Source organism: Corynebacterium sp. CNJ-954, from assembly GCF_001942345.1.
Taxonomy (GTDB): Bacteria; Actinomycetota; Actinomycetes; order Mycobacteriales; family Mycobacteriaceae; genus Corynebacterium.
Genome location: NZ_MKKI01000033.1, coordinates 269,651 through 287,580 on the forward strand (window position 1 = coordinate 269,651; position 17,930 = coordinate 287,580).

Here is a 17,930-nt window from a genome sequence, read left to right on the forward strand (position 1 = left end):
ACGATGACCACGGCAGACACATCGTTCCAGGCGGTGGCTCGCACCACCGCCGCAGAGCTCGAGAAACTGCGCACTCTTCCCGCGGTTCCCTTGACCATTGTTGCCACGGTGGCCTTTACCGTGGTCTTCACGGCTGCCCTGGGAGGCCCGTCCGAGGAGCCGCCGTTGCTGCAGATCATTCCCTTCATGCAGGTCGGCGTCATTCTGCTGGGGATTCTTCCGACTGCGCACGAGTACGCGGGCAGCCAGTTCCGGACGACCCTGACGGCAGAGCCTCATCGCGGTCACCTGCTGCTCGGCAAGACACTCGCCGACAGCATCGTGGTAACTCTCGCCGTGATCCTGGCGGTCGGTGGCGGTGTATTGACGGCGGTGATGTCAGGAAGCGCCAGCAGCAGCACCCCCGGTGACGATGCCTCCCGTCTTCTCGGCGCCGCGGTGTACCTCGTCCTGATCGGGGTGTTCTCCCACCTCGTCACGGTGACTGTCAGGTACATGGTGCCGGCGCTGGTCGGGTTGCTGGCAGTGGTGGTCGTGTTCCCGCCGATGATCGCCGCGGTCACCGAGCATGCACGGTGGCTGCCCGGTGAGGCCGGCGGGGTGTTGTACCGGTTGCAGGCCGATGCGGTACTGGGCCCAGTGGCAGGGGGGCTGGTGCTGCTCGGCTGGATCCTGGTTGCCGGCCTGGTCGCCGCCGTGGTGATGCACCGGCGGGACGGGTGATCAGGTCATGCAGTGGCAGAGACGACGGCAGCGTGGCAGAGGTTCCGGTCGTTTTAGATGTAGAAACCGACCCGTACCTCTGCCAGCTCGCCGGTAGCTCTGCCATGTAGCAGCGATAGATCTGGGGCCCTGCTTGGTGTTGGACACGATCCCCCGAGTGTGATGCCTCCGGACGCCTGTCGGGCCGAACTACCAGACTTTCTTGACCCACCCGGAGTAACTGGCACCGCCGGGCAGGAACACCTGGCCGACTGCGTACCTGTCGACGTTTCCGTTTCTTCCGTACAGGTGCTCTCCTGGATAGGTTCGGCAGTTGCCCTCTGTGTACCCGCCGACGACGATCCCGATCTCCACATCGTGGTGGATGTGGCACTGGGTCGTGCCACCACGCTCGACGTAACTCATCGGCGCAGCACTCGCGGCCGGGGCGGCGAGGCCGGCGAGCAGACCTGCGCCGGCGGCGGCGACAGCGGCGCGGGTGGCCCAGCGACGAACGCCGGACGTCGTGGCGGGCATGGACGTGTCAGTACGGGACATGATGCATCCTCCTGTGATGGTGCGTCAGATAAGGACAGAGCGACGGTGCCTGAGAACGTCATGCCCAGACACAGCCATTGAAAATATCTTTACATAATCACTTAAGGGCCTCAAGGTTTCGCGTAAACCCGTACTCAGCACTCAGTCCTCGTCGCGCTTCTCCCGCGGCTCCAGCTCATGCATCCGCTCAGCGGCCCGGCGCAGGCGTTCTTTCCGCGTCTCCTGGTCGGCTTCCTTGATCTCCTCGAAGAGTTCCTCATCCTCGTCGGAGTACTTCAGCAGCATCCGGGGTACAGACAACGTGACCGCCAGCGAGGGCCACACGATCCACGCGTAGCTCATATGGAAGACGAACTGCAGTACCAGGAACGACACCAGCGTCACCCCAAGCACCACACCGTCAATGGTCTGCACCAGGTTCCCGCGTTTGCGCAGGCTCTCCACCTCGGCGGCTTCCGGGTCGAGTGGTGACAGCTCTGCACCAGGCCGGTCGGTGACTGCCCCGTCCTGCCCCGGCACGGCGACCGCCGTCCCATTTTCGTCGAAGGGAAGTCCTCCGGGGAGGTCGGTGAACAGGGGGCGCAGCTCACCGACAGTCCGGGCTTCAGCGACGGCACCGGACCGCTCGTTGAACTCGTGCTCGTCCAACCGACCGTCCGCGAAGTGCGTGCCCAGGGCACTCATCGCGTGGATCCGGTCGTTGTCGCTGAGGCGTAACCCGTCCGCACCATCGGCACTGTTCATGTGGTCAGGCTACCAATACGTGCGAAGAGTGACGGTGTGCAGGCACAATGTGAGCTATGCAGGAACGTTGGGATCATCGCGCCGATCTTGCCGAGCAGGCAATCACCGACCGCCACGGCGGACGGCTCTGGGGCGTGCCGCGAACCAACCTTGCTGTCGTCGCCTGGCCGCCGACCACCCGAGACAAGCTCTTCTACCACTGGCACTACTGGTGGCAGGCGCATTACATCGACTGTCAGGCGGACGCCGCCCTGCGGCGCAGTACCCGGCTGCGACTCAGTTTCATCCGGCGCACCATACGAGGCATGCGCATCCGCAATTTCGGGCGGCTCACCCGCAACAGCTACTACGACGACAAGGCCTGGCTCGCGCTCGCCCTGGAACGCGTCGAGCGTCTCGACCGCTACGGCAAGGTGCGTTACCGCAGCGCCCTGGAGCACGACATCTTCGACGGTGTCGACAGTCTCACCGGGGTCATGCCGTGGCGCGTGGGGGAGACGTTCTACAACGTCCCCACCAATGGTCCGGTCGCGATCCTCGCCGCCCGTACCGGACGGGTCGAGCTGGCAGAGCAGCTCATCGACTGGGTCCACGCCAACCTGATCAACACGGACGGTCTGGTCACGGACGGAATCAAGATGAAGCTGTCCGGGCCGGAGACGGTCCCGGAGATCCACGCCTACTGCCAGGGTGTGATGATCGGCGCGAATCTGGAGCTCGCCCGTGCGCAACGTCGCGCCGCCGGCATCGACATGGACGCCGTCGACCCTGTCGGCACCCAGGCGCTGACCCGCGTCCACCGTCTCGTCGAGGCTGTCTCCCACCACATGACGACGCCGAACTGGTCGTTGGACTGGAAGGCCCGGGGCGGCGACAACGGGCTGTTCAAGGGGATCCTCGCCCGGTACCTCGCCCTCGTCGCCACCTCGCTGCCCGGCGACGACCGGGCGAGCGCCGCGACCCGGCGTCTCGCCCGCCGTATCGTCCTGCGCTCGGCGGAGTCGGTGTGGCGCTACCGTCTGGAGATCGACGGGCTGCCGGTGTTCCCCGCATCCTGGGGTGGGGACGCCGTCCTGCCGCAGTCCGGTGGGCTGATGGGTGCTGCATTGTCGGGCTCGGCGGCCGCGGCGGAGATCCCTGAACGTGACCTCTCGGTCCAGCTCTCCGGCTGGATGCTCATGGAGGCGGCGGCCGCCGTCACCCGTGACAGTGAGTGACGGCTGACCGACGGCAACTGACAGATCGGCCCGAGCACGGCATACTTGAACTGAGAACGCGGAACCCGCCCGTCGACCCCACACGGAGGAACACTCATGCCCATCGCAACACCCGCCGTCTACCGCGACATGCTGGACAAGGCCAAGGAGGGTGGCTTCGCCTACCCGGCCATCAACTGCACCTCGTCGGAGACCATCAACGCGGCCCTGAAGGGATTCGCTGACGCTGAGTCAGACGGCATCATCCAGTTCTCCACCGGTGGTGCGGAGTTCGGTTCCGGTCTCGGTGTGAAGAACATGGTCGCCGGCGCCGAGGCACTGGCGCACTTCGCCCACCACGCCGCCAAGCACTACGGCATCAACGTCGCCCTGCACACCGACCACTGTCAGAAGGAGAAGCTCGACACCTACGTCCGACCACTGGTCGAGATCTCCCGCAAGCGTGTCGAAGCCGGCGAGAACCCTCTGTTCCAGTCCCACATGTGGGACGGCTCCGCCATCCCGATCGACGAGAACCTGGAGATCGCCAAGGACCTGCTGCCCAGGTGCGCCGAGGCGAACATCATCCTCGAGATCGAGATCGGTGTCGTCGGTGGTGAAGAGGACGGGGTCGAGGCCAAGGCCGGCGACAACCTGTACACCACCGCCGAGGACTTCGAGAAGACCGTCGACGCCATCGGTGCAGGTGACCAGGGCCAGCGTTACCTGCTGGCCGCCACGTTCGGCAACGTCCACGGTGTGTACAAGCCCGGCAACGTGAAGCTGCGCCCCGAGGTCCTGGACATGGGCCAGAAGACCGCGGCCAAGAAGCTCGGCCTGTCCGAGGGGGCACAGCCCTTCGACTTCGTCTTCCACGGCGGCTCCGGCTCCGAGAAGGAGAAGATCGAGGAGGCTCTGCGCTACGGAGTGATCAAGATGAACGTCGACACCGACACCCAGTACGCCTTCACCCGCCCCATCGCCGGCCACATGTTCGCCAACTACGACGGCGTGCTGAAGATCGACGGTGAGGTCGGCAACAAGAAGGTCTACGACCCGCGCTCCTTCATGAAGAAGGCTGAGGCCGCGATGACCGAGCGGATCATCGAGGCCTGCACCGACCTGCACTCCGTCGGAACCACGGTGTCGAAGTAATGGCGGAGCAGATCCGTAAGGGACGCGACCTCTTCGGCGCCGAGCACCCGGAGGTGCGTCTCCCGGTCGAGTTGGCGACGGCGGTCACCGGGTCGGAATCCCTCGAGGAGCTCGAGACCCTGGCTGTGGCGAACCCCAAGGACTCAGGCGTGTGGGCGGCATTGGCCGCCTACCATCTGTCCCAGGGCAGCGCCGAGGGTGCGGGCACCGAGAAGGTCACCGCCTATGCCTGTGCCCGCACCGGCTACCACCGCGGGCTGGACGCGCTGCGCTCCAACGGCTGGCGTGGCACCGGCCCGGTGCCGTGGTCCCATGAGCCGAACCGGGGTGTGCTGCGCGCGATCATGATGCTTGCGACCGCCGCCCGCACCATCGGTGAGGAGGACGAGTACATCCGCTGCCTCAACCTCGTCAATGACTGTGACCCGGGTGCCGCCGACGCCATGTCCACCGGCTCCGACGCTCAGTCGTAAGTGGTGGTGCGGCGACTGCTGCGGTCCGTCCCGGCGGTCGCTTTCGTCCTGTTCCTGGTGTGGGCGTCCACGCCGTTGTGGCATGTCACCAGTGCCCTTCCCGACCGTCTGGCCCGGTTCGTCCCCGCGGCCCAGGCGGTCTTCGCTGTCGGTGTACTCGGGGCGCTCCTCTGCCTGATCGTGGTGTGCTGGCAGGCATGGCGTCGTCGCTCTGCGGTGCCGGGGGTGCTCGCCGTGCTGCTCACCGCGGCCGTCGTTGCGCCCGTGGGAATCGTCACGGCACAGTCCGGGGCACCGGACACGGAGGCGTCGCGGAAGACAGGGGAGACACTGCGGGTGATGGCGCTCAACACCTACTTCAACGGGGCGGACGATGCATCGGTCATCGCTGAGACCCATCGTATCGACCCTGATGTCCTCGTCCTGTCGGAGACCTCGTCCGCCGAGGTCGACGCAGTCGAGGGAGGGACAGGGTTGACGTCGACGTCGCCGGTCGATGACAGTGGGCGGGCCTCCGGGACCGCTGTCCTGGTCCGGCCGGGCACCCCGGTGTCCGACGTGGTCGAGGACCGCGGGCTGACCGGCCACCAGACCCCGTCGGCCCGGGTGTCCGTTCCGGCGCCGGTGGACGTCTACGGCGTGCATACCCTCCCGCCGGCGTTCAGCGACCTGATTTCCGGATGGGAGGAGAACCTCGGGATGCTCAAGGACTCCTTCGGGGGGAGCGATGTGCCGTTGGTCCTGGCGGGAGACTTCAACGCCACCGTCGCCCACCCGGAGTTCCGGGGTTTCCTCGACCACACCGGGCTGACCAGGTGTGAAGGGAGCAGCGGGATACGACGTCTGACCGGTACCCCGACGTGGCCCGACCGGTTCCCGCTGGTCCGGATCGACCATGTCCTCGTCCGGGGCGGTAGCTGTGAGGACGGTGGTACGGTGCAGGTCGAGGGGACGGACCATCGTGGGGTGTGGGCCGACATCTCGGTCTGACCGGGTCAGGGCAGGGGCTTTACCGGGGACTGCTGGGGAGCCAGAAGCCTGGCGACCCAGGAGTCTCTCGCTGCCAGTGCGGACCGACTCACCGCGGTATCCGGCACCATCATCGCTGAACCGTGGAATGCTCCGGCCCACACGTGAAGTTCAGCCTGGATCCCTGCGGCCCACAACCCGGAGGCGTAGGCCACGTTCTCATCGCGGAAGACCTCCGCTGACCCGCAGTCGATAAACGCCGGCGGAAGACCGACGAGCCCGCCCTGCTGATCGACGGCCCGGCCGGGGGCAGAGTAGACGGACACGTCCTCCGTCCCCCGCCGGTCGCCCAACAGGCACGTCCACCCGAAGAGGTTGTCGCCGCGGTCCCAGACACCGGTCCCGTCGATCTGCCGGGAGGACGTGGTCGTGTTCCGGTCTTCCAGCATCGGGCTCATGAGGATCTGCCCCAGCAGCGGCGGACCGTTCCTGTCGCGGGCGAGAAGTGCCGTGCCCGCCGCCAGGCCGCCGCCGGCGCTTGTTCCGCCGATGAGGATGCGGCCGGGGTCCACGTTCAGTGATGCCGCATTGTCGTGCATCCACACCAGTCCGGCGTAGCAGTCCTCGACCGGCGTCGGTGCCGGGTGCTCGGGTGCCAGACGGTAGTCCGGTGTGACGAGCACGGCGTCATGGTCGAGCACCCACTGGACCATGAACTCCACGGCGTCCAGCCGGCGCCCGCTGATCATGCCACCGCCGTGGAGGAAGTAGATGCCGGGGCCGGCGGGACGGTCGCCCCGGTCCGCGCGGCTGATCACGGTGGCGGTGAGTTCGGCACCGGCCTGGCCGGTGACGGTGATCTCCCGGGTGACCAGGCCTCTGGCGTGAATGTGCTCCAGGGTCTGGGCAGTCCGGTCGCGCTGTCGCAGAGCCGGGAGGTCCTCGACCAGCAACTGCGGTGGCGTCATCTCCCGGATCACCTCGAGCGCGGGGACCAGCTCCGGGTCGAAAGGCGGATGGTGGGGTCGAGGGGTGTCCATGGCGTCCCACTCTGCCACGTGGGCGCCGGACGGCGACGGGTCGCAGGTCGTTCAGTTACCGGTCAGTCCACCGAACAGGAGTGACACCATCATCGCCACGATGACCGTGTTGAAGATGAACGCCAGCAGGACGTGGCTGCGCAGCTTGCGCCACATCCGACGGGAAGTGACCTCCGCCGGTGCCGAGAACGCCATGGTGGAGACCATCACCGAGAACGTCAGGTAGTCGGCGAAACGGGGCTCCTCGTCGAAGCCGAACCGGATGAGTGGCGTGTTGTCCGGGTCCTCCAGAAGCGTGGTCTGCATGTAGTCCAGGGCGAAGGAGTAGACCATGATTCCCCATGAGCTGGCCACCGTGGCCAGTCCCAGCAGGATGACCACGACATTCTCACGTGCTCCGGGCGACAGCGCGATCGCCACGGTGACCACGACCGCCATCATCGCCGCGGTGGTGGTCCAGTCGGTCGGCCCGCCGAGGCCGATGATCCGCCCCACCCAGGTACGGCGTGCCCGGTGGCCACGTCGCGCGACGTCGCGGATTGCCGCCGAACCGGCCCGTGCGTACGCACGGTGGGTCCACCACAGGTAGATCGCCGTGAACGACAGCCAGTACACCAGGTAGATCAGGACGGGCAGCGGAAGGTTCCATCCAGACGCCGGGCGGTCGGACAGCAGGAAGGCCACCGCCACCGCCACGGCGCAGGACACCAACGCGATGAGGCCGCTGACGTTGATCCGGAAGAGATCACTGCGGAGTGGGCGTGAGTGTTCTCCAGCGTCCGTGGCGGTCATGGCGCCAGTGTAGCCACGCAGGCCCCGGGCAACATCTCATACGTCTCCTACGTCTCGTCTGGACGCCTAGTGCGCAGCCTGCGTCCCTTTCGGCGTGATCATGAAGACCGCCGCTCCGACCAGGACCATGATCGCACCGCCGATGACCCCGGCGAACTGCAGTGAATCAGTGAACGCCTCTGCCGCGCTGGATGCCAGCGACGGCAGGTGCGCCTCCTCGGCGATGTGCATCGCGGCACCGAGGGATTCGCCGGCAGGATCGACGACCTCGCCGGGTAGGCCGAGACCGGACGCCAGGTCACGCAGATGGTCCCGGAACACCAGCGCCGAGACACTGCCCAGCACCGTGATCCCCAGTACCGCGCCGAGTTCGTAGGACGCCTCCTCCAGCGCACCGGCGTTACCGGCCTTGTCCTCGGGGGATCCGCCCATGATCATCGCCGAGGCGATGGCCAGTGAACCGACCCCGGCGCCGACGAGGATCATTGCGGTGAGGATCGTCGGGTAGGTGACGTCCCCGGGGGCCAGACCGACGTACAGCAATCCGACACCGGCGAGGACCAGGCCGGCGGCGAGCACTCCCCGGGAGCCGACCCGTCGGCTCAGTGGTGGTGCGGCGATGGATGCGACAGCGGCGGCTACGGCGACGGGGATCAGTTTCACGCCGGTCTCGATCGGGGAGGCGCCGTCGACGAGTTGCAGCCACTGGGCGAGCAGCAGGAGAGCGGCGATCATCGCGAAGGTCGACCCGAGAGCCGCGATGATCCCGGCGGTGAACGGGCGGTTGCGGAACAGTCGTAGTTCGAGCAGCGGCGAGTCGCTACGCAGGCAACGCACCGTGAACCAGGCGAGAACCGCCACCGCGAGGGCGAAGGCGATCAGTGCGCCCGGCACGGCGAAGGACGCCTCCTTGCCGAACTCCTTGACCGACCACACCAGCAGCACCATGCCGACCATGGACTGCACCGCGGCGAAGACGTCCCACCGTCCGGGGTCGGCGACGGTGGACTCGGGCAGCAGGATGATCCCGCCGATGATCGCCAGGCCCATGAGCGGGACATTGACCAGGAAGGCGGCGTGCCAGCTGAAGTGTTCCAGCAGGACGCCGCCGACCAGGGGGCCGAAAGCGGCGCCGAGGCCGGAGACCGCGGCCCAGATGCTCAGCGCGGTGGCGCGTTCCTTGAGGTCGGTGAAGATGATGCGGATCATCGACAGGGTCTGCGGCATGATCATCGCACCGCCGACGCCGAGGAAGGCGCGGATCGCGATGATCTGGTTGGCTGTGTCGGCGACGAGCACCAGCAGCGAGGCGATGATGAAGAAGCTGTAGCCCAGCATGAGCATCTTCTTGCGCCCCCACCGGTCGGCCACCGCCGACCAGGAGACCAGCAGTCCGGCGAGGACCAGCGAGTAGATGTCTACGATCCACAACTGCTGGGTGGAGGTGGGCTGCAGTTCGGCGGCCATCTCGGGCAGGGCGATGTTGAGGATCGTCATGTCCATCGTGATCACCAGCAGGCTGGCGGTGAGCACGGCGGTGGCGGCCCAGCGGGCGGTGCGGGACATGCCGTCGGACGGGTGTGCGGTCACGGGGTCGGCTCCTGGTTGTCGGGCATCGCGAGCAGTGCGGTGAGCACGGCGGCGATGGTGTCGGCGTCCGTCGGATCGTCCTGAGGGTCGTCATGGAGGGCGGCGTGGACGGTGAGCCCGTCGATGTAGGCGACGGCGGCGGAGGCGCGGGCACGTCCGACTTTCTCGGCGAGGAGGTCGGTGAGTTCGTCTGACCACTGCAGGGCGAGCCGACGCAGTGACGGGTCGGTCATCGCGGTGCTGATCATCGCGAGGTTCGCGCGGACCTGGCGGGTGTCGCCCAGGAAGTCCTGCATGATCCGGGCACACTGCATGACGATCTCCGGCAGGTCGCCGGTGTCCTCAAGCAGGTCGGCGATCTCGGCGAGGTCCTCCTCGGTCTCGTCGGCGAGGACCTGGAGTGCCTCGTCCCGGAGGTCGTCGATGCTGACGAAGTACTGGGTGGTGGACCCCACGGCGACGTGTGCCCGTGCCGCCACCGCCCGGTGGGTGAGCGAGGCGGCACCTTTCTCGCAGATCAGTTCGGTGGCGGCCTCCAGGATCGCCGCGCGGCGTCCGGCGGGGTCACGTCTGCCTGGTGCGGGCGTCGAGGGGGCGTCACTGTGGTCCGGTGCGGTCACGTGCCGTGCCTTCCTGTTGATGTACATCTGTACATGTACATGTGTACATCATCGTCCGCGGCTCCGGCAACAGGACGTGTCACAATGGACTCCATGACGGACAGCAGGAAACAGCGTGAGAGGCGGGCACGTGAACGCCCACGCGACCGGGCCCGCGCCGGGGTGAAGGCGGCGGCGGAGTCCCTCCAACGCGTGGCCGTCGCCGAACGCTTCAACCGGATGCGCGGCAGCTCCGTGTTCGCACTGCAGTGTGCAGTGGCAGCGGGACTGGCGTTCTTCATCGCCCACAACATCGTCGGGCACGAGCAGCCGTTCTTCGCCCCCATCTCCGCCGTCATCAGTCTCGGGGCCTACGGAGGGAAGCGGGCCCGGCGCGGCCTGGAACTGGTCATCGGCGTCGCCGTGGGCATCGGTATCGGTGACCTGGTGATTTCCCAGATCGGGGAGGGTGCGTGGCAGATCGCCGTCGCCGTCTTCGGGGCGATGCTCATCGCCGTGTTCGTGGACAAGGGGCCGATGGTCGCCAACCAGGCGGCGAGTTCCGCCGTGCTGGTCGCCACCTTGATTCCGCCGGGCGACCAGGCGGGCTGGGATCGCATGATCGATGCCCTGATCGGTGGTCTGCTCGGACTCCTCGTTGTCGCGGTGATCCCGAACAGTCCCCTGCGCGCGGCCCGGCGCGAGGTCGCCAGCCTCATCAGCAAGGCGGCGCTGGTGCTCGACGACGTCGCCCAGGGCATCGAGGAGGGCGACGAGAAGCTCATCGGTGAAGCCCTGGTGACCGCCCGCGGCACCCAGTCCGGCGTCAACGAGCTTCTTTCGTCCGTCGGCGGTGGCGACGAGGTGGTGAGCATCTCGCCGATCTACTGGTCCGCCCGCCGGTACGCCCGGTCGATGAACCGCATCCTCACCCCGGTCGACAATGTCATGCGCAACTCGCGTGTGCTCGCCCGGCGGGCCGAGATCATGGTGGGCGACGGTGTGAAGCCGGACGCGGAGCTGCCGCGGCTCATCCGGGATATCTCCGATGCCCTGGGGCATCTCGGCACCGTCTACGCCTCGGGGGGTACCCGGGGCACTCGCCAGGAACTCGTGGAGATCCCGGAGATCACCCGTCGTCTGCAGGTGCTGGCCGGGCGCGCCGACATGTCCATCGCCGAGGGCGCGGGGCTGTCGGGGACGGTCGTGCTGGCACAGTGCCGTTCGATCATCGTCGACACCCTGCAGATCTGCGGCATGTCGCGCGAGTCGGCCATGTCGGTGCTGCAGCCCACCGTCGAGGACCCGCGGTTCCCTCCGGAGGTCTGGGGCGGTGGTGCCGACGGGGACGGGGGAGACGACGGCGCCGACCGGCCGTAGCGGTGCCGCCGGGTCAGGCAGCCGGTCGGGCGTCGTCGTCGGATACAGTATTGGCATGGCAACAACCGCTCTGTCCGACATCACCGTCAAGCGTTGGGGGGACCTCGACACCACGGAGGTCTACGCGATCGCCCGGCTGCGCTCCGAGGTCTTCCTGCGTGAGCAGAAGGTCGACGACGAGGAACTCGACTGGCGCGACCTGGACGACGGCACGCTGCACGTGTTCATCCGCAGCGGCCGCGAGGTCGTCGCCTACCTGCGCACACTGTCCGTCCCGGCCCTGTGGAACGTGCCCGGCACCGCGGTGGTCCGACGGGTGCTGGGGCGGGTGGCGACCGATCCGCGGTACCGCGGCCGGGGGCTGGCGGGGAAGCTGATCGAGCGCGCCGTCGAACTGCACTCCGGTGAACCGATCGTGCTCCACGCCCAGACGTACATCACCGGCCTCTACTCCGCCTACGGTTTCGAGACCTACGGGGACGAGTACGACGAGGGTGGGATCGCCCACGTGTCGATGGTGCGTACCGCGTAGCGCGTCACCGCCGGACGAACTGCCCGTCGCGCAGGTGCCGGTAGAACGTCACCTTCGACGTGGGGCGGGGATGGACGACCCCGTCGCGGACGACGGTGAGCTCCACTCCGCCGGCCTGTAACGCGCGGCCGGTCAGGACCGCCTGCGGGTCCACGCCGCCGATCTCTGCGGGACGGCGGAACAGGCGACGCCGGGGGGCGTTCCGTGCGGCGTCGGCGTCCCACACCGACGGGGTGACCAGCCGGGTCGCGGCGAGGCCGGGAGCATCGACGGTGGGCACGAGCCGTGCGCCGAAGGCGCCCGGCCGCCCGTCCCAGGCCCGGCCCGAGGTGTTGGCGAACAGGGTCTGTGAGTCCACGATGATCTCCCCGACGAGTTCCGCGCCGGTGTGGAAGATCTCCGCCGACCCCAGTGTCACGAGGCCGGAGTCGTCGCGGACGACGGCGGTGGGACGGACCGGCGCGGTCATGGCGAAGTTCAGTGCCGCCACGCTCGGCCCGCCTCCCGAGCCGGACACCGTCGACAACTGCCAGTTCTGCGCGACAACCGAGGTCTCCCCGTCGTCGACCACCGGCACGAAGCCGACGGACATCCACATTGCGTCGATGCGCATCAGACGTGTCACCACCGCGGACAGCGCCGCGTCCGACCCCACCACGACCACCCGCACCGGACGGTCCGGGTGCTGCGGTGCGAACTGCGGGGCCCCCTGGTGGGGGACGTCCGGGGCGGCGGCGATCTCCTCGAGACTGGGTGTGTCGTCGACCGGCAGGTGCGCGGCGGCGAGGTCGTCGAGGAGCCGCAGGTCGCGGCGTCCCGGCATGTCAGGCAGGGTGACAGCGTCGGCGACGAGGGCGCCGACCAGATCTGCGGCACGTGGTCCACACGCGAGCACGACGGTCGTCATGGTCCCCAAGAGTACGGGACGAAGATGCTGGACCGGCAAGAGTGACCGGCTACACTGTTCAGTTGGTCAACGTACTAGTAACCGGATCGGAAAGCGACGGCAGAGCTAATGACAGCAATCATCGTGGTCGGAGCGCAGTGGGGCGACGAAGGAAAAGGCAAGGCCACCGACATCCTCGGCGGTCGGGTCGACTACGTCGTCAAGCCCAACGGCGGTAACAACGCCGGCCACACCGTCGTCGTCGGTGGGGAGAAGTACGAGCTCAAACTCCTGCCCGCCGGTGTCCTCAGCGAGAACGCCGTCCCGGTCATCGGCAACGGCTGCGTCGTGAACCTCGAGGCCCTCTTCGAGGAGATCGACGGTCTCGAGGCACGTGGTGCGAACGCCTCCCGTCTGCGGGTCAGCGCCAACGCCCAGCTGGTCGCGCCGTACCACCAGGTCCTGGACAAGGTCTCCGAACGCTTCCTCGGCAAGCGTGCCATCGGCACCACCGGCCGCGGTATCGGACCGTCCTACGCGGACAAGGTGTCCCGCATCGGCATCCGGGCCCAGGACCTGCTGGACGAGTCGATCCTGCGGCAGAAGGTCGAGGGTGCGCTGAACCAGAAGAACCAGATGCTGGTGAAGCTGTACAACCGCAAGGCCATCGACGTCGACGAGATCGTCGAGTACTTCATGAGCTACGCCGACCGGCTCACCCCGATGCTCATCGACGCCGAACTGGAGCTCAACCAGGCGCTCGACGCCGGCAAGTCCGTGCTCATGGAGGGCGGCCAGGCCACCATGCTCGACGTCGACCACGGCACCTACCCCTTCGTCACCTCCTCCAACCCGACCGCCGGTGGCGCCTGCGTGGGCTCCGGTATCGGCCCCACCCGGATCACCAGCTCCCTGGGCATCATCAAGGCCTACACCACCCGTGTCGGCGCAGGCCCGTTCCCCACGGAACTCTTCGACAAGTGGGGCGAGTACCTGCAGACCACCGGTGGTGAGGTCGGGGTCAACACCGGACGCACCCGCCGGTGTGGCTGGTACGACTCCGTCATCGCCCGGTACGCGTCCCGGGTCAACGGCTTCACCGACCTCTTCGTCACCAAGCTCGACGTGCTCACCGGCATCGGTGAGATCCCGATCTGCGTGGCCTACGACGTCGACGGCGTCCGTCACGACGAGATGCCGATGAGCCAGACCGACGTCCACCACGCCACCCCGATCTACGAGACGATGCCGGCCTGGGACGAGGACATCTCCGGCTGCCGGACCTTCGACGAACTTCCGCAGAAGGCCAAGGACTACCTGAACCGCCTGGAGGAACTGTCCGGCTGCCGCGTCTCCTACGTGGGCGTCGGCCCGGGACGCGACGAGACCATCGTCATCCACGACGTCCTCGACTGATGTTCTGGCCTGAGCTGCCCGAGCGTCTCCCGACCGGCACCGGCCGGGAGATGCGACGGGTGACCGCACAGGACGCTGCCCGCGTCGAGGCGGCCCTCCCAGGATCGGACCGGGACGAGACCTTCCACTTCTTCACGTTCTCCCCGTTTCCGCTGGCGGAGTTCATCGCCGATGACACCCGCCGGACCTATGCGCTGTGGGACGGTGACCGGCCGCTGGCCTGCACCACCGTGTACAACGGTGACCGTTCCGCCGGCACCGTGATGCTCGGCTACACCTGGGTGATGCCCTCGGCACGGGGCAACGGCGGGGCAGCCAACACGGAGATGAAGGAAACGATGTACACCGCCCTCCGCTCCGCGGGTGTCGGTGAGGTGTGGTTCCGTGCCGACGTCGAGAACCACCGCTCGTGCCGGTCGATGGAGAAGAACGGGGCGCAGCGCATGCACGTCGAGGACGCACCCCGGGTGTACCCCGACCGGGTGTCACAGTCGGTGTTCTACCGGAAGCGGCTCTCGGAGGCCTGATGGACGACCTGCACGCCCGGGTAGGGGAGGTCCTCGCACTCATCGACGACGGCGAGGTCACCGGATACGGCGAGATCGCGGCGGCGATCGGCGTGCCCCGCGGAGCCCGGGCGGTGGCGAGGGCACTGGCCACCGGTGATTTCGGCTGGGACCTTGCCGCCCCGGTGATCCCGGTCAGCCACACCCGCGGGCGGGCAGGTCACCGCAGCTTCATCGTCCCCGAGATGGGGGAGGGGGAGGATTCCCGGTCGGCCGGGCTGGCGCGGCGGGCGGTGTCCTTCACCCGGGACGGTGACACCCTGCGGATACCGACGAGCCAGTGCCTCGACGCCGAGGAGATCGCGGAGCGGCTGGGGCCCGCCGGTCGATGAGCATCTTGTCACTCAGCAACCCCGGAGGCTGGTTGCACCAACCTCCGGGGTTGCTCGGTGCTGTGCGAGGGTTTGCCTCGTCCTCCCATGTCCTCTCATGTCCTCCCACCGTCACCGGGGCAGTCATGCCCACGGGTCGATGAGGATCTTCCCGCGGCCGGACCCCACTCCCACACCCGCGCCGAGGATCCCGGGCAGACCGTCCAACCCGGTGGTGGCGGACACCGGGGTGCGCAGCAGACCTCGACACTGCAGGTCAAACACCGGTGTGAACAGATCCGGGAGATCGCGGCGGGGGAGCGAGTGCACGGTGTCGCGCAGGCGGAACATCTCGACGCGCGTCCCTCCCCGCCCGTCGAAGCAGCCCACGGACAGCGGGGTGCCCGACAGCAGACCGTAGAGCACCAGTGTTCCGCCGGGGGCGAGTGCATCGACGAGGTCGATGCCGAGTGACCCGCCGATGCAGTCGAGTACCACGTCCGGGCCCCGCGTCCCGCCGGGTGCCGAGGAGCGCAGCTGGGACCGCCAGTCGGGGTCGGCGGTGCTGATCACCTGCGACCATCTGTCCGGGTCCGCGACCGTGCTGCCGGGCGTTCCACGCACCAGGCCCACGGGACGCAGCGAGAACTGTTCCGTCAACAACTCCGCCAGGTGACCGGCGATGGCCGAGGTGGCGGCGGTGACCGCCACCGACCGGGCGCCGCGGCAGTACCGGGACACCATCAGTGAGGCGGTCAGCGGATTGATGTAGGAGAAGCAGGCCGTTCGGTCATCGAGGGCTGCGGGCACCGGGACGCACCAGGAGTGGTCGACGGTGTGTTGCTGCTGCCAGCATCCCGGGCCGCCGAGGGGAAGCACCCGGCGTCCGACGAGATCGCGGGCGGTGCCGGGGACGTCTCGTCCGACCCGCTCGACGACACCGACACCCTCGAAACCGGGGACCAACGGGAAGGTCGTGCGCGAGGGGTACGCCCCGGAGACCGTGACTGCGTCGGACGGGTTGGCTGTGGTGGCCGTCATCCGGACCGTCAGCTCCGTAGGGCCGGGTGCACCGGGCTCGGGGACCGTCTGCACGGTGACGACCTCGTGGAGCGGACCCGGACGGTCGGCGACTGCTGCTCTCATGGGCGGGGAGTGTAGTCGGGGGTAGTTCATCACCCCAACTGTTCGGTGGTGATACGCATCACCATAGAATGGGCGGACATGACCCTCGGCTTCCTCTTCTTCCGTCCTAGCGCAGGTGACAGCTACCGTCCCGACGAGGATCTCCGTGCCGAGGCGCATCGGATCCATGAGGAACTCGGCGACGACATGAGTGCGACGACGGACCCTGAGGCCTTCCGGCAGGGGCCCGGCGACCCGCATCCGGGGCGTCCCGCACCGCGGGGTGTCGCCACCCTGGCGGCGTGGGTGAACGAGCACTGCGACGTCGGAGGAGGTGTGCGCACCGAGGCGGGTGACCCGTTCAGTCTGCTGGAGTTCCCCGTCGAGGTCGTCAACGATGCGCTGCATGTGGCACTGCCGTTCTCTGAGGCGGGGGAGACCGGGCGGCTGCTGCAGGACAGGTCCTGCGACCTGGGGCTGTGCATGGTGGATGACATGGAGCAGATCTGGGTGAATCCGACCGGCGTGGACCGCGGGCTGCGGATGCGTTCGTCCGTCGGCACCGTGACCACGCACATCGACGCGGAGAGTGTGCGCACCGCCCTGACGGACGACGCCGACCGCCGTCAACGCTCGGACGAGGGCATCCCCTATGTGGTCGTGGAGACCGGACTGCCGGGCCGGGCGTCCCCGATGGAGGACACGCCGCTGGGGCATGTCCGTTTCGTCCAGGCGGCGTTGCTGGGCAACGGCTGGGTCGTGGAATACCGGACGACCCGGTCGCACTTCCGGAGACATGTCGGTGACCTCGCGTCCGCGGTCGAGGACGTTGCCGCTTTCGCGGAGGGGGACGTCTCCTTCCTCACCCGTGGGTGGGTCGACGCCACGGCGGAGACGGTGCAGCGGTGAGGGTCGTCGCCGACGTCGACACCGGGATCGACGACGCGCTTGCGCTGGTCTGGTTGGCGGCACGCCACCGCGCCGGGGAGATCGACCTGCAGGTCACGACATCTGCGGGCAATACCACCGCAGCGTTGGCGGCACGGAACTCGGTGGAGGTCCTGGGCCTCTGCGGAGCGTCGGACGTGTCAGTCACCGCCGGGGCCGTCGCACCCCGCGTCCTGCCGTTGACGACGACCCCGGAAACACATGGTCCCGAAGGGCTGGGCTACTGGATCCCGGGAGCGGGGGTCCCTGCGTCCGCTGACCGCGAGACGACGGCGGCCGACGCTGTCGCCGCATGGGTTCACGCTGAGCCGGACCATCTGCTCATCGCCGGGCCCGCGACGAATCTCGCCTATGCGGTGGAACACCACCCGGACCTGCTGCGGCGTGCCCGCGTGACGCTGATGTGCGGCGCGTTCACCTATCCGGGCAACACCACCCCCACCGCGGAGTGGAACGCCTGGGTGGATCCGCACGCGCTCTCTTTCGCCCTGGAGAACTGGCCGGAGGGTGCTGAACCGCCGGTGATCTGCCCGCTGAACGTCACCGAACAGGTGATCCTGACCCCGGAACGGTTGGCCGGGTGGACTGGGGGAGACGGAACGGACGCAGGCTCCGGCGTCGTACGGATGCTGCAGGACGCGCTGCGGTTCTACTTCGAGTTCCACGCATCCGTGGGGGTCGGTTATGTCGCCCAGATCCATGATCTGGCGGCGGCGATGGTGATGCTGCAGGCGGTCGACGCCGAGTTCCGTGAGGCGACGGTCGCTGTCGAGGCCGGCTCGGAGTTGCTGCGGGGGACCACGGTCGCGGACGGGGTGGGGGAGGACGGCGTCGGACCCTACTGGGGACGCCCGGCGAATGCCCGCATCCTCACCTCGGTTGACGTCGACGGGGTGTTCGCGCAGTTCGCTGAGTCCCTACGGCCCTGAGGGTGAATCTGGATTCGAA

The 17,930-nt window shown here is 67.9% G+C and carries 20 protein-coding genes; 12 read left to right on the forward strand and 8 right to left on the reverse strand.

Annotated features, from left to right (window positions below; genetic code table 11):
• Positions 1-3: 3 nt before the first annotated feature.
• Positions 4-723, forward strand: a complete 720-nt coding sequence (locus BJF89_RS11150) for a hypothetical protein (RefSeq protein WP_075814865.1) — start codon at positions 4-6, stop codon at positions 721-723.
• A 189-nt stretch (positions 724-912) separates the two neighbouring features.
• Here BJF89_RS11150 and BJF89_RS11155 read toward each other — a convergent pair whose 3' ends face one another.
• Both BJF89_RS11155 and BJF89_RS11160 read right to left on the reverse strand, forming a co-directional pair.
• Positions 913-1,260 carry a hypothetical protein gene (locus BJF89_RS11155; RefSeq protein WP_075814867.1) on the reverse strand — a complete coding sequence of 116 codons (348 nt, stop codon included), beginning with the start codon at positions 1,258-1,260 and terminating at the stop codon, positions 913-915.
• A 141-nt stretch (positions 1,261-1,401) separates the two neighbouring features.
• Positions 1,402-2,004, reverse strand: coding sequence for a DUF1707 domain-containing protein (locus BJF89_RS11160; RefSeq protein WP_075814869.1), 603 nt, complete (start codon positions 2,002-2,004; stop codon positions 1,402-1,404).
• Between the two features lie 56 nt (positions 2,005-2,060).
• On the opposite strand from BJF89_RS11160, the gene BJF89_RS11165 reads away from it, so the two are divergent.
• From BJF89_RS11165 to BJF89_RS11180, 4 genes are all read left to right on the forward strand, one after another.
• A complete protein-coding gene (locus BJF89_RS11165; protein ID WP_075814871.1) occupies positions 2,061-3,221 on the forward strand; it encodes a glycoside hydrolase family 76 protein in 1,161 nt (386 codons plus the stop codon).
• 96 nt (positions 3,222-3,317) lie between these two features.
• Entirely contained in the window at positions 3,318-4,355 is a 1,038-nt protein-coding gene (fbaA, locus tag BJF89_RS11170; RefSeq protein WP_075814873.1) for a class II fructose-bisphosphate aldolase, read from the forward strand.
• Positions 4,355-4,828: a DUF3151 domain-containing protein gene (locus BJF89_RS11175; protein ID WP_075814875.1), complete on the forward strand. Its 474-nt coding sequence runs from the start codon at positions 4,355-4,357 to the stop codon at positions 4,826-4,828. The genes fbaA and BJF89_RS11175 overlap by 1 nt, the downstream gene beginning before the upstream one ends.
• On the forward strand, positions 4,829-5,818 hold the full coding sequence (locus BJF89_RS11180; protein ID WP_083650665.1) for an endonuclease/exonuclease/phosphatase family protein: 990 nt from the start codon (positions 4,829-4,831) through the stop codon (positions 5,816-5,818).
• Positions 5,819-5,823: 5 nt separating this feature from the next.
• On the opposite strand, the gene BJF89_RS11185 is transcribed toward BJF89_RS11180, so the two are convergent.
• From BJF89_RS11185 to BJF89_RS11200, 4 genes are all read right to left on the reverse strand, one after another.
• Positions 5,824-6,837: an alpha/beta hydrolase gene (locus BJF89_RS11185; RefSeq protein WP_075814989.1), complete on the reverse strand. Its 1,014-nt coding sequence runs from the start codon at positions 6,835-6,837 to the stop codon at positions 5,824-5,826.
• Between the two features lie 51 nt (positions 6,838-6,888).
• On the reverse strand, positions 6,889-7,629 hold the full coding sequence (locus tag BJF89_RS11190; RefSeq protein WP_075814877.1) for a DUF1345 domain-containing protein: 741 nt from the start codon (positions 7,627-7,629) through the stop codon (positions 6,889-6,891).
• A gap of 66 nt (positions 7,630-7,695) precedes the next feature.
• Positions 7,696-9,219 (reverse strand): MFS transporter, encoded by a 1,524-nt coding sequence (locus BJF89_RS11195; RefSeq protein ID WP_369803707.1) that lies wholly within the window; start codon positions 9,217-9,219, stop codon positions 7,696-7,698.
• Positions 9,216-9,839, reverse strand: coding sequence for a TetR/AcrR family transcriptional regulator (locus BJF89_RS11200; RefSeq protein ID WP_075814993.1), 624 nt, complete (start codon positions 9,837-9,839; stop codon positions 9,216-9,218). The genes BJF89_RS11195 and BJF89_RS11200 overlap by 4 nt, the downstream gene beginning before the upstream one ends.
• Before the next feature lie 93 nt (positions 9,840-9,932).
• Here BJF89_RS11200 and BJF89_RS11205 point away from each other — a divergent pair, with 93 nt between their 5' ends.
• The gene (locus BJF89_RS11205) at positions 9,933-11,198 is read left to right on the forward strand and encodes an aromatic acid exporter family protein (RefSeq protein ID WP_075814995.1); all 1,266 of its coding nucleotides are present in this window, start codon (positions 9,933-9,935) and stop codon (positions 11,196-11,198) included.
• 55 nt (positions 11,199-11,253) lie between these two features.
• On the forward strand, positions 11,254-11,730 hold the full coding sequence (locus BJF89_RS11210) for a GNAT family N-acetyltransferase (RefSeq protein ID WP_075814997.1): 477 nt from the start codon (positions 11,254-11,256) through the stop codon (positions 11,728-11,730).
• A gap of 4 nt (positions 11,731-11,734) precedes the next feature.
• Here the strand turns inward: BJF89_RS11210 and BJF89_RS11215 are convergent, their stop codons facing one another.
• Entirely contained in the window at positions 11,735-12,637 is a 903-nt protein-coding gene (locus tag BJF89_RS11215; RefSeq protein ID WP_075814879.1) for a hypothetical protein, read from the reverse strand.
• A gap of 108 nt (positions 12,638-12,745) precedes the next feature.
• Here BJF89_RS11215 and BJF89_RS11220 point away from each other — a divergent pair, with 108 nt between their 5' ends.
• The 3 genes from BJF89_RS11220 to BJF89_RS11230 are packed head-to-tail and all read left to right on the forward strand — an operon-like array spanning position 12,746 to position 14,930.
• A complete protein-coding gene (locus tag BJF89_RS11220) occupies positions 12,746-14,032 on the forward strand; it encodes an adenylosuccinate synthase (protein WP_075814881.1) in 1,287 nt (428 codons plus the stop codon).
• The gene (locus BJF89_RS11225; RefSeq protein ID WP_075814883.1) at positions 14,032-14,559 is read left to right on the forward strand and encodes a GNAT family N-acetyltransferase; all 528 of its coding nucleotides are present in this window, start codon (positions 14,032-14,034) and stop codon (positions 14,557-14,559) included. Before BJF89_RS11220 ends, BJF89_RS11225 begins: the two co-directional genes overlap by 1 nt.
• Positions 14,559-14,930: an MGMT family protein gene (locus BJF89_RS11230; RefSeq protein WP_075814885.1), complete on the forward strand. Its 372-nt coding sequence runs from the start codon at positions 14,559-14,561 to the stop codon at positions 14,928-14,930. The genes BJF89_RS11225 and BJF89_RS11230 overlap by 1 nt, the downstream gene beginning before the upstream one ends.
• Positions 14,931-15,053: 123 nt before the next feature.
• Here BJF89_RS11230 and BJF89_RS11235 read toward each other — a convergent pair whose 3' ends face one another.
• Positions 15,054-16,055, reverse strand: a complete 1,002-nt coding sequence (locus tag BJF89_RS11235; RefSeq protein ID WP_075814887.1) for a zinc-dependent alcohol dehydrogenase family protein — start codon at positions 16,053-16,055, stop codon at positions 15,054-15,056.
• Between the two features lie 78 nt (positions 16,056-16,133).
• Here BJF89_RS11235 and BJF89_RS11240 point away from each other — a divergent pair, with 78 nt between their 5' ends.
• Together BJF89_RS11240 and BJF89_RS11245 are read left to right on the forward strand one after the other, a co-directional pair.
• Positions 16,134-16,943, forward strand: a complete 810-nt coding sequence (locus tag BJF89_RS11240; RefSeq protein WP_075814889.1) for a hypothetical protein — start codon at positions 16,134-16,136, stop codon at positions 16,941-16,943.
• The gene (locus BJF89_RS11245; RefSeq protein ID WP_255372608.1) at positions 16,940-17,911 is read left to right on the forward strand and encodes a nucleoside hydrolase; all 972 of its coding nucleotides are present in this window, start codon (positions 16,940-16,942) and stop codon (positions 17,909-17,911) included. The genes BJF89_RS11240 and BJF89_RS11245 overlap by 4 nt, the downstream gene beginning before the upstream one ends.
• The last annotated feature ends 19 nt before the right edge of the window (positions 17,912-17,930 follow it).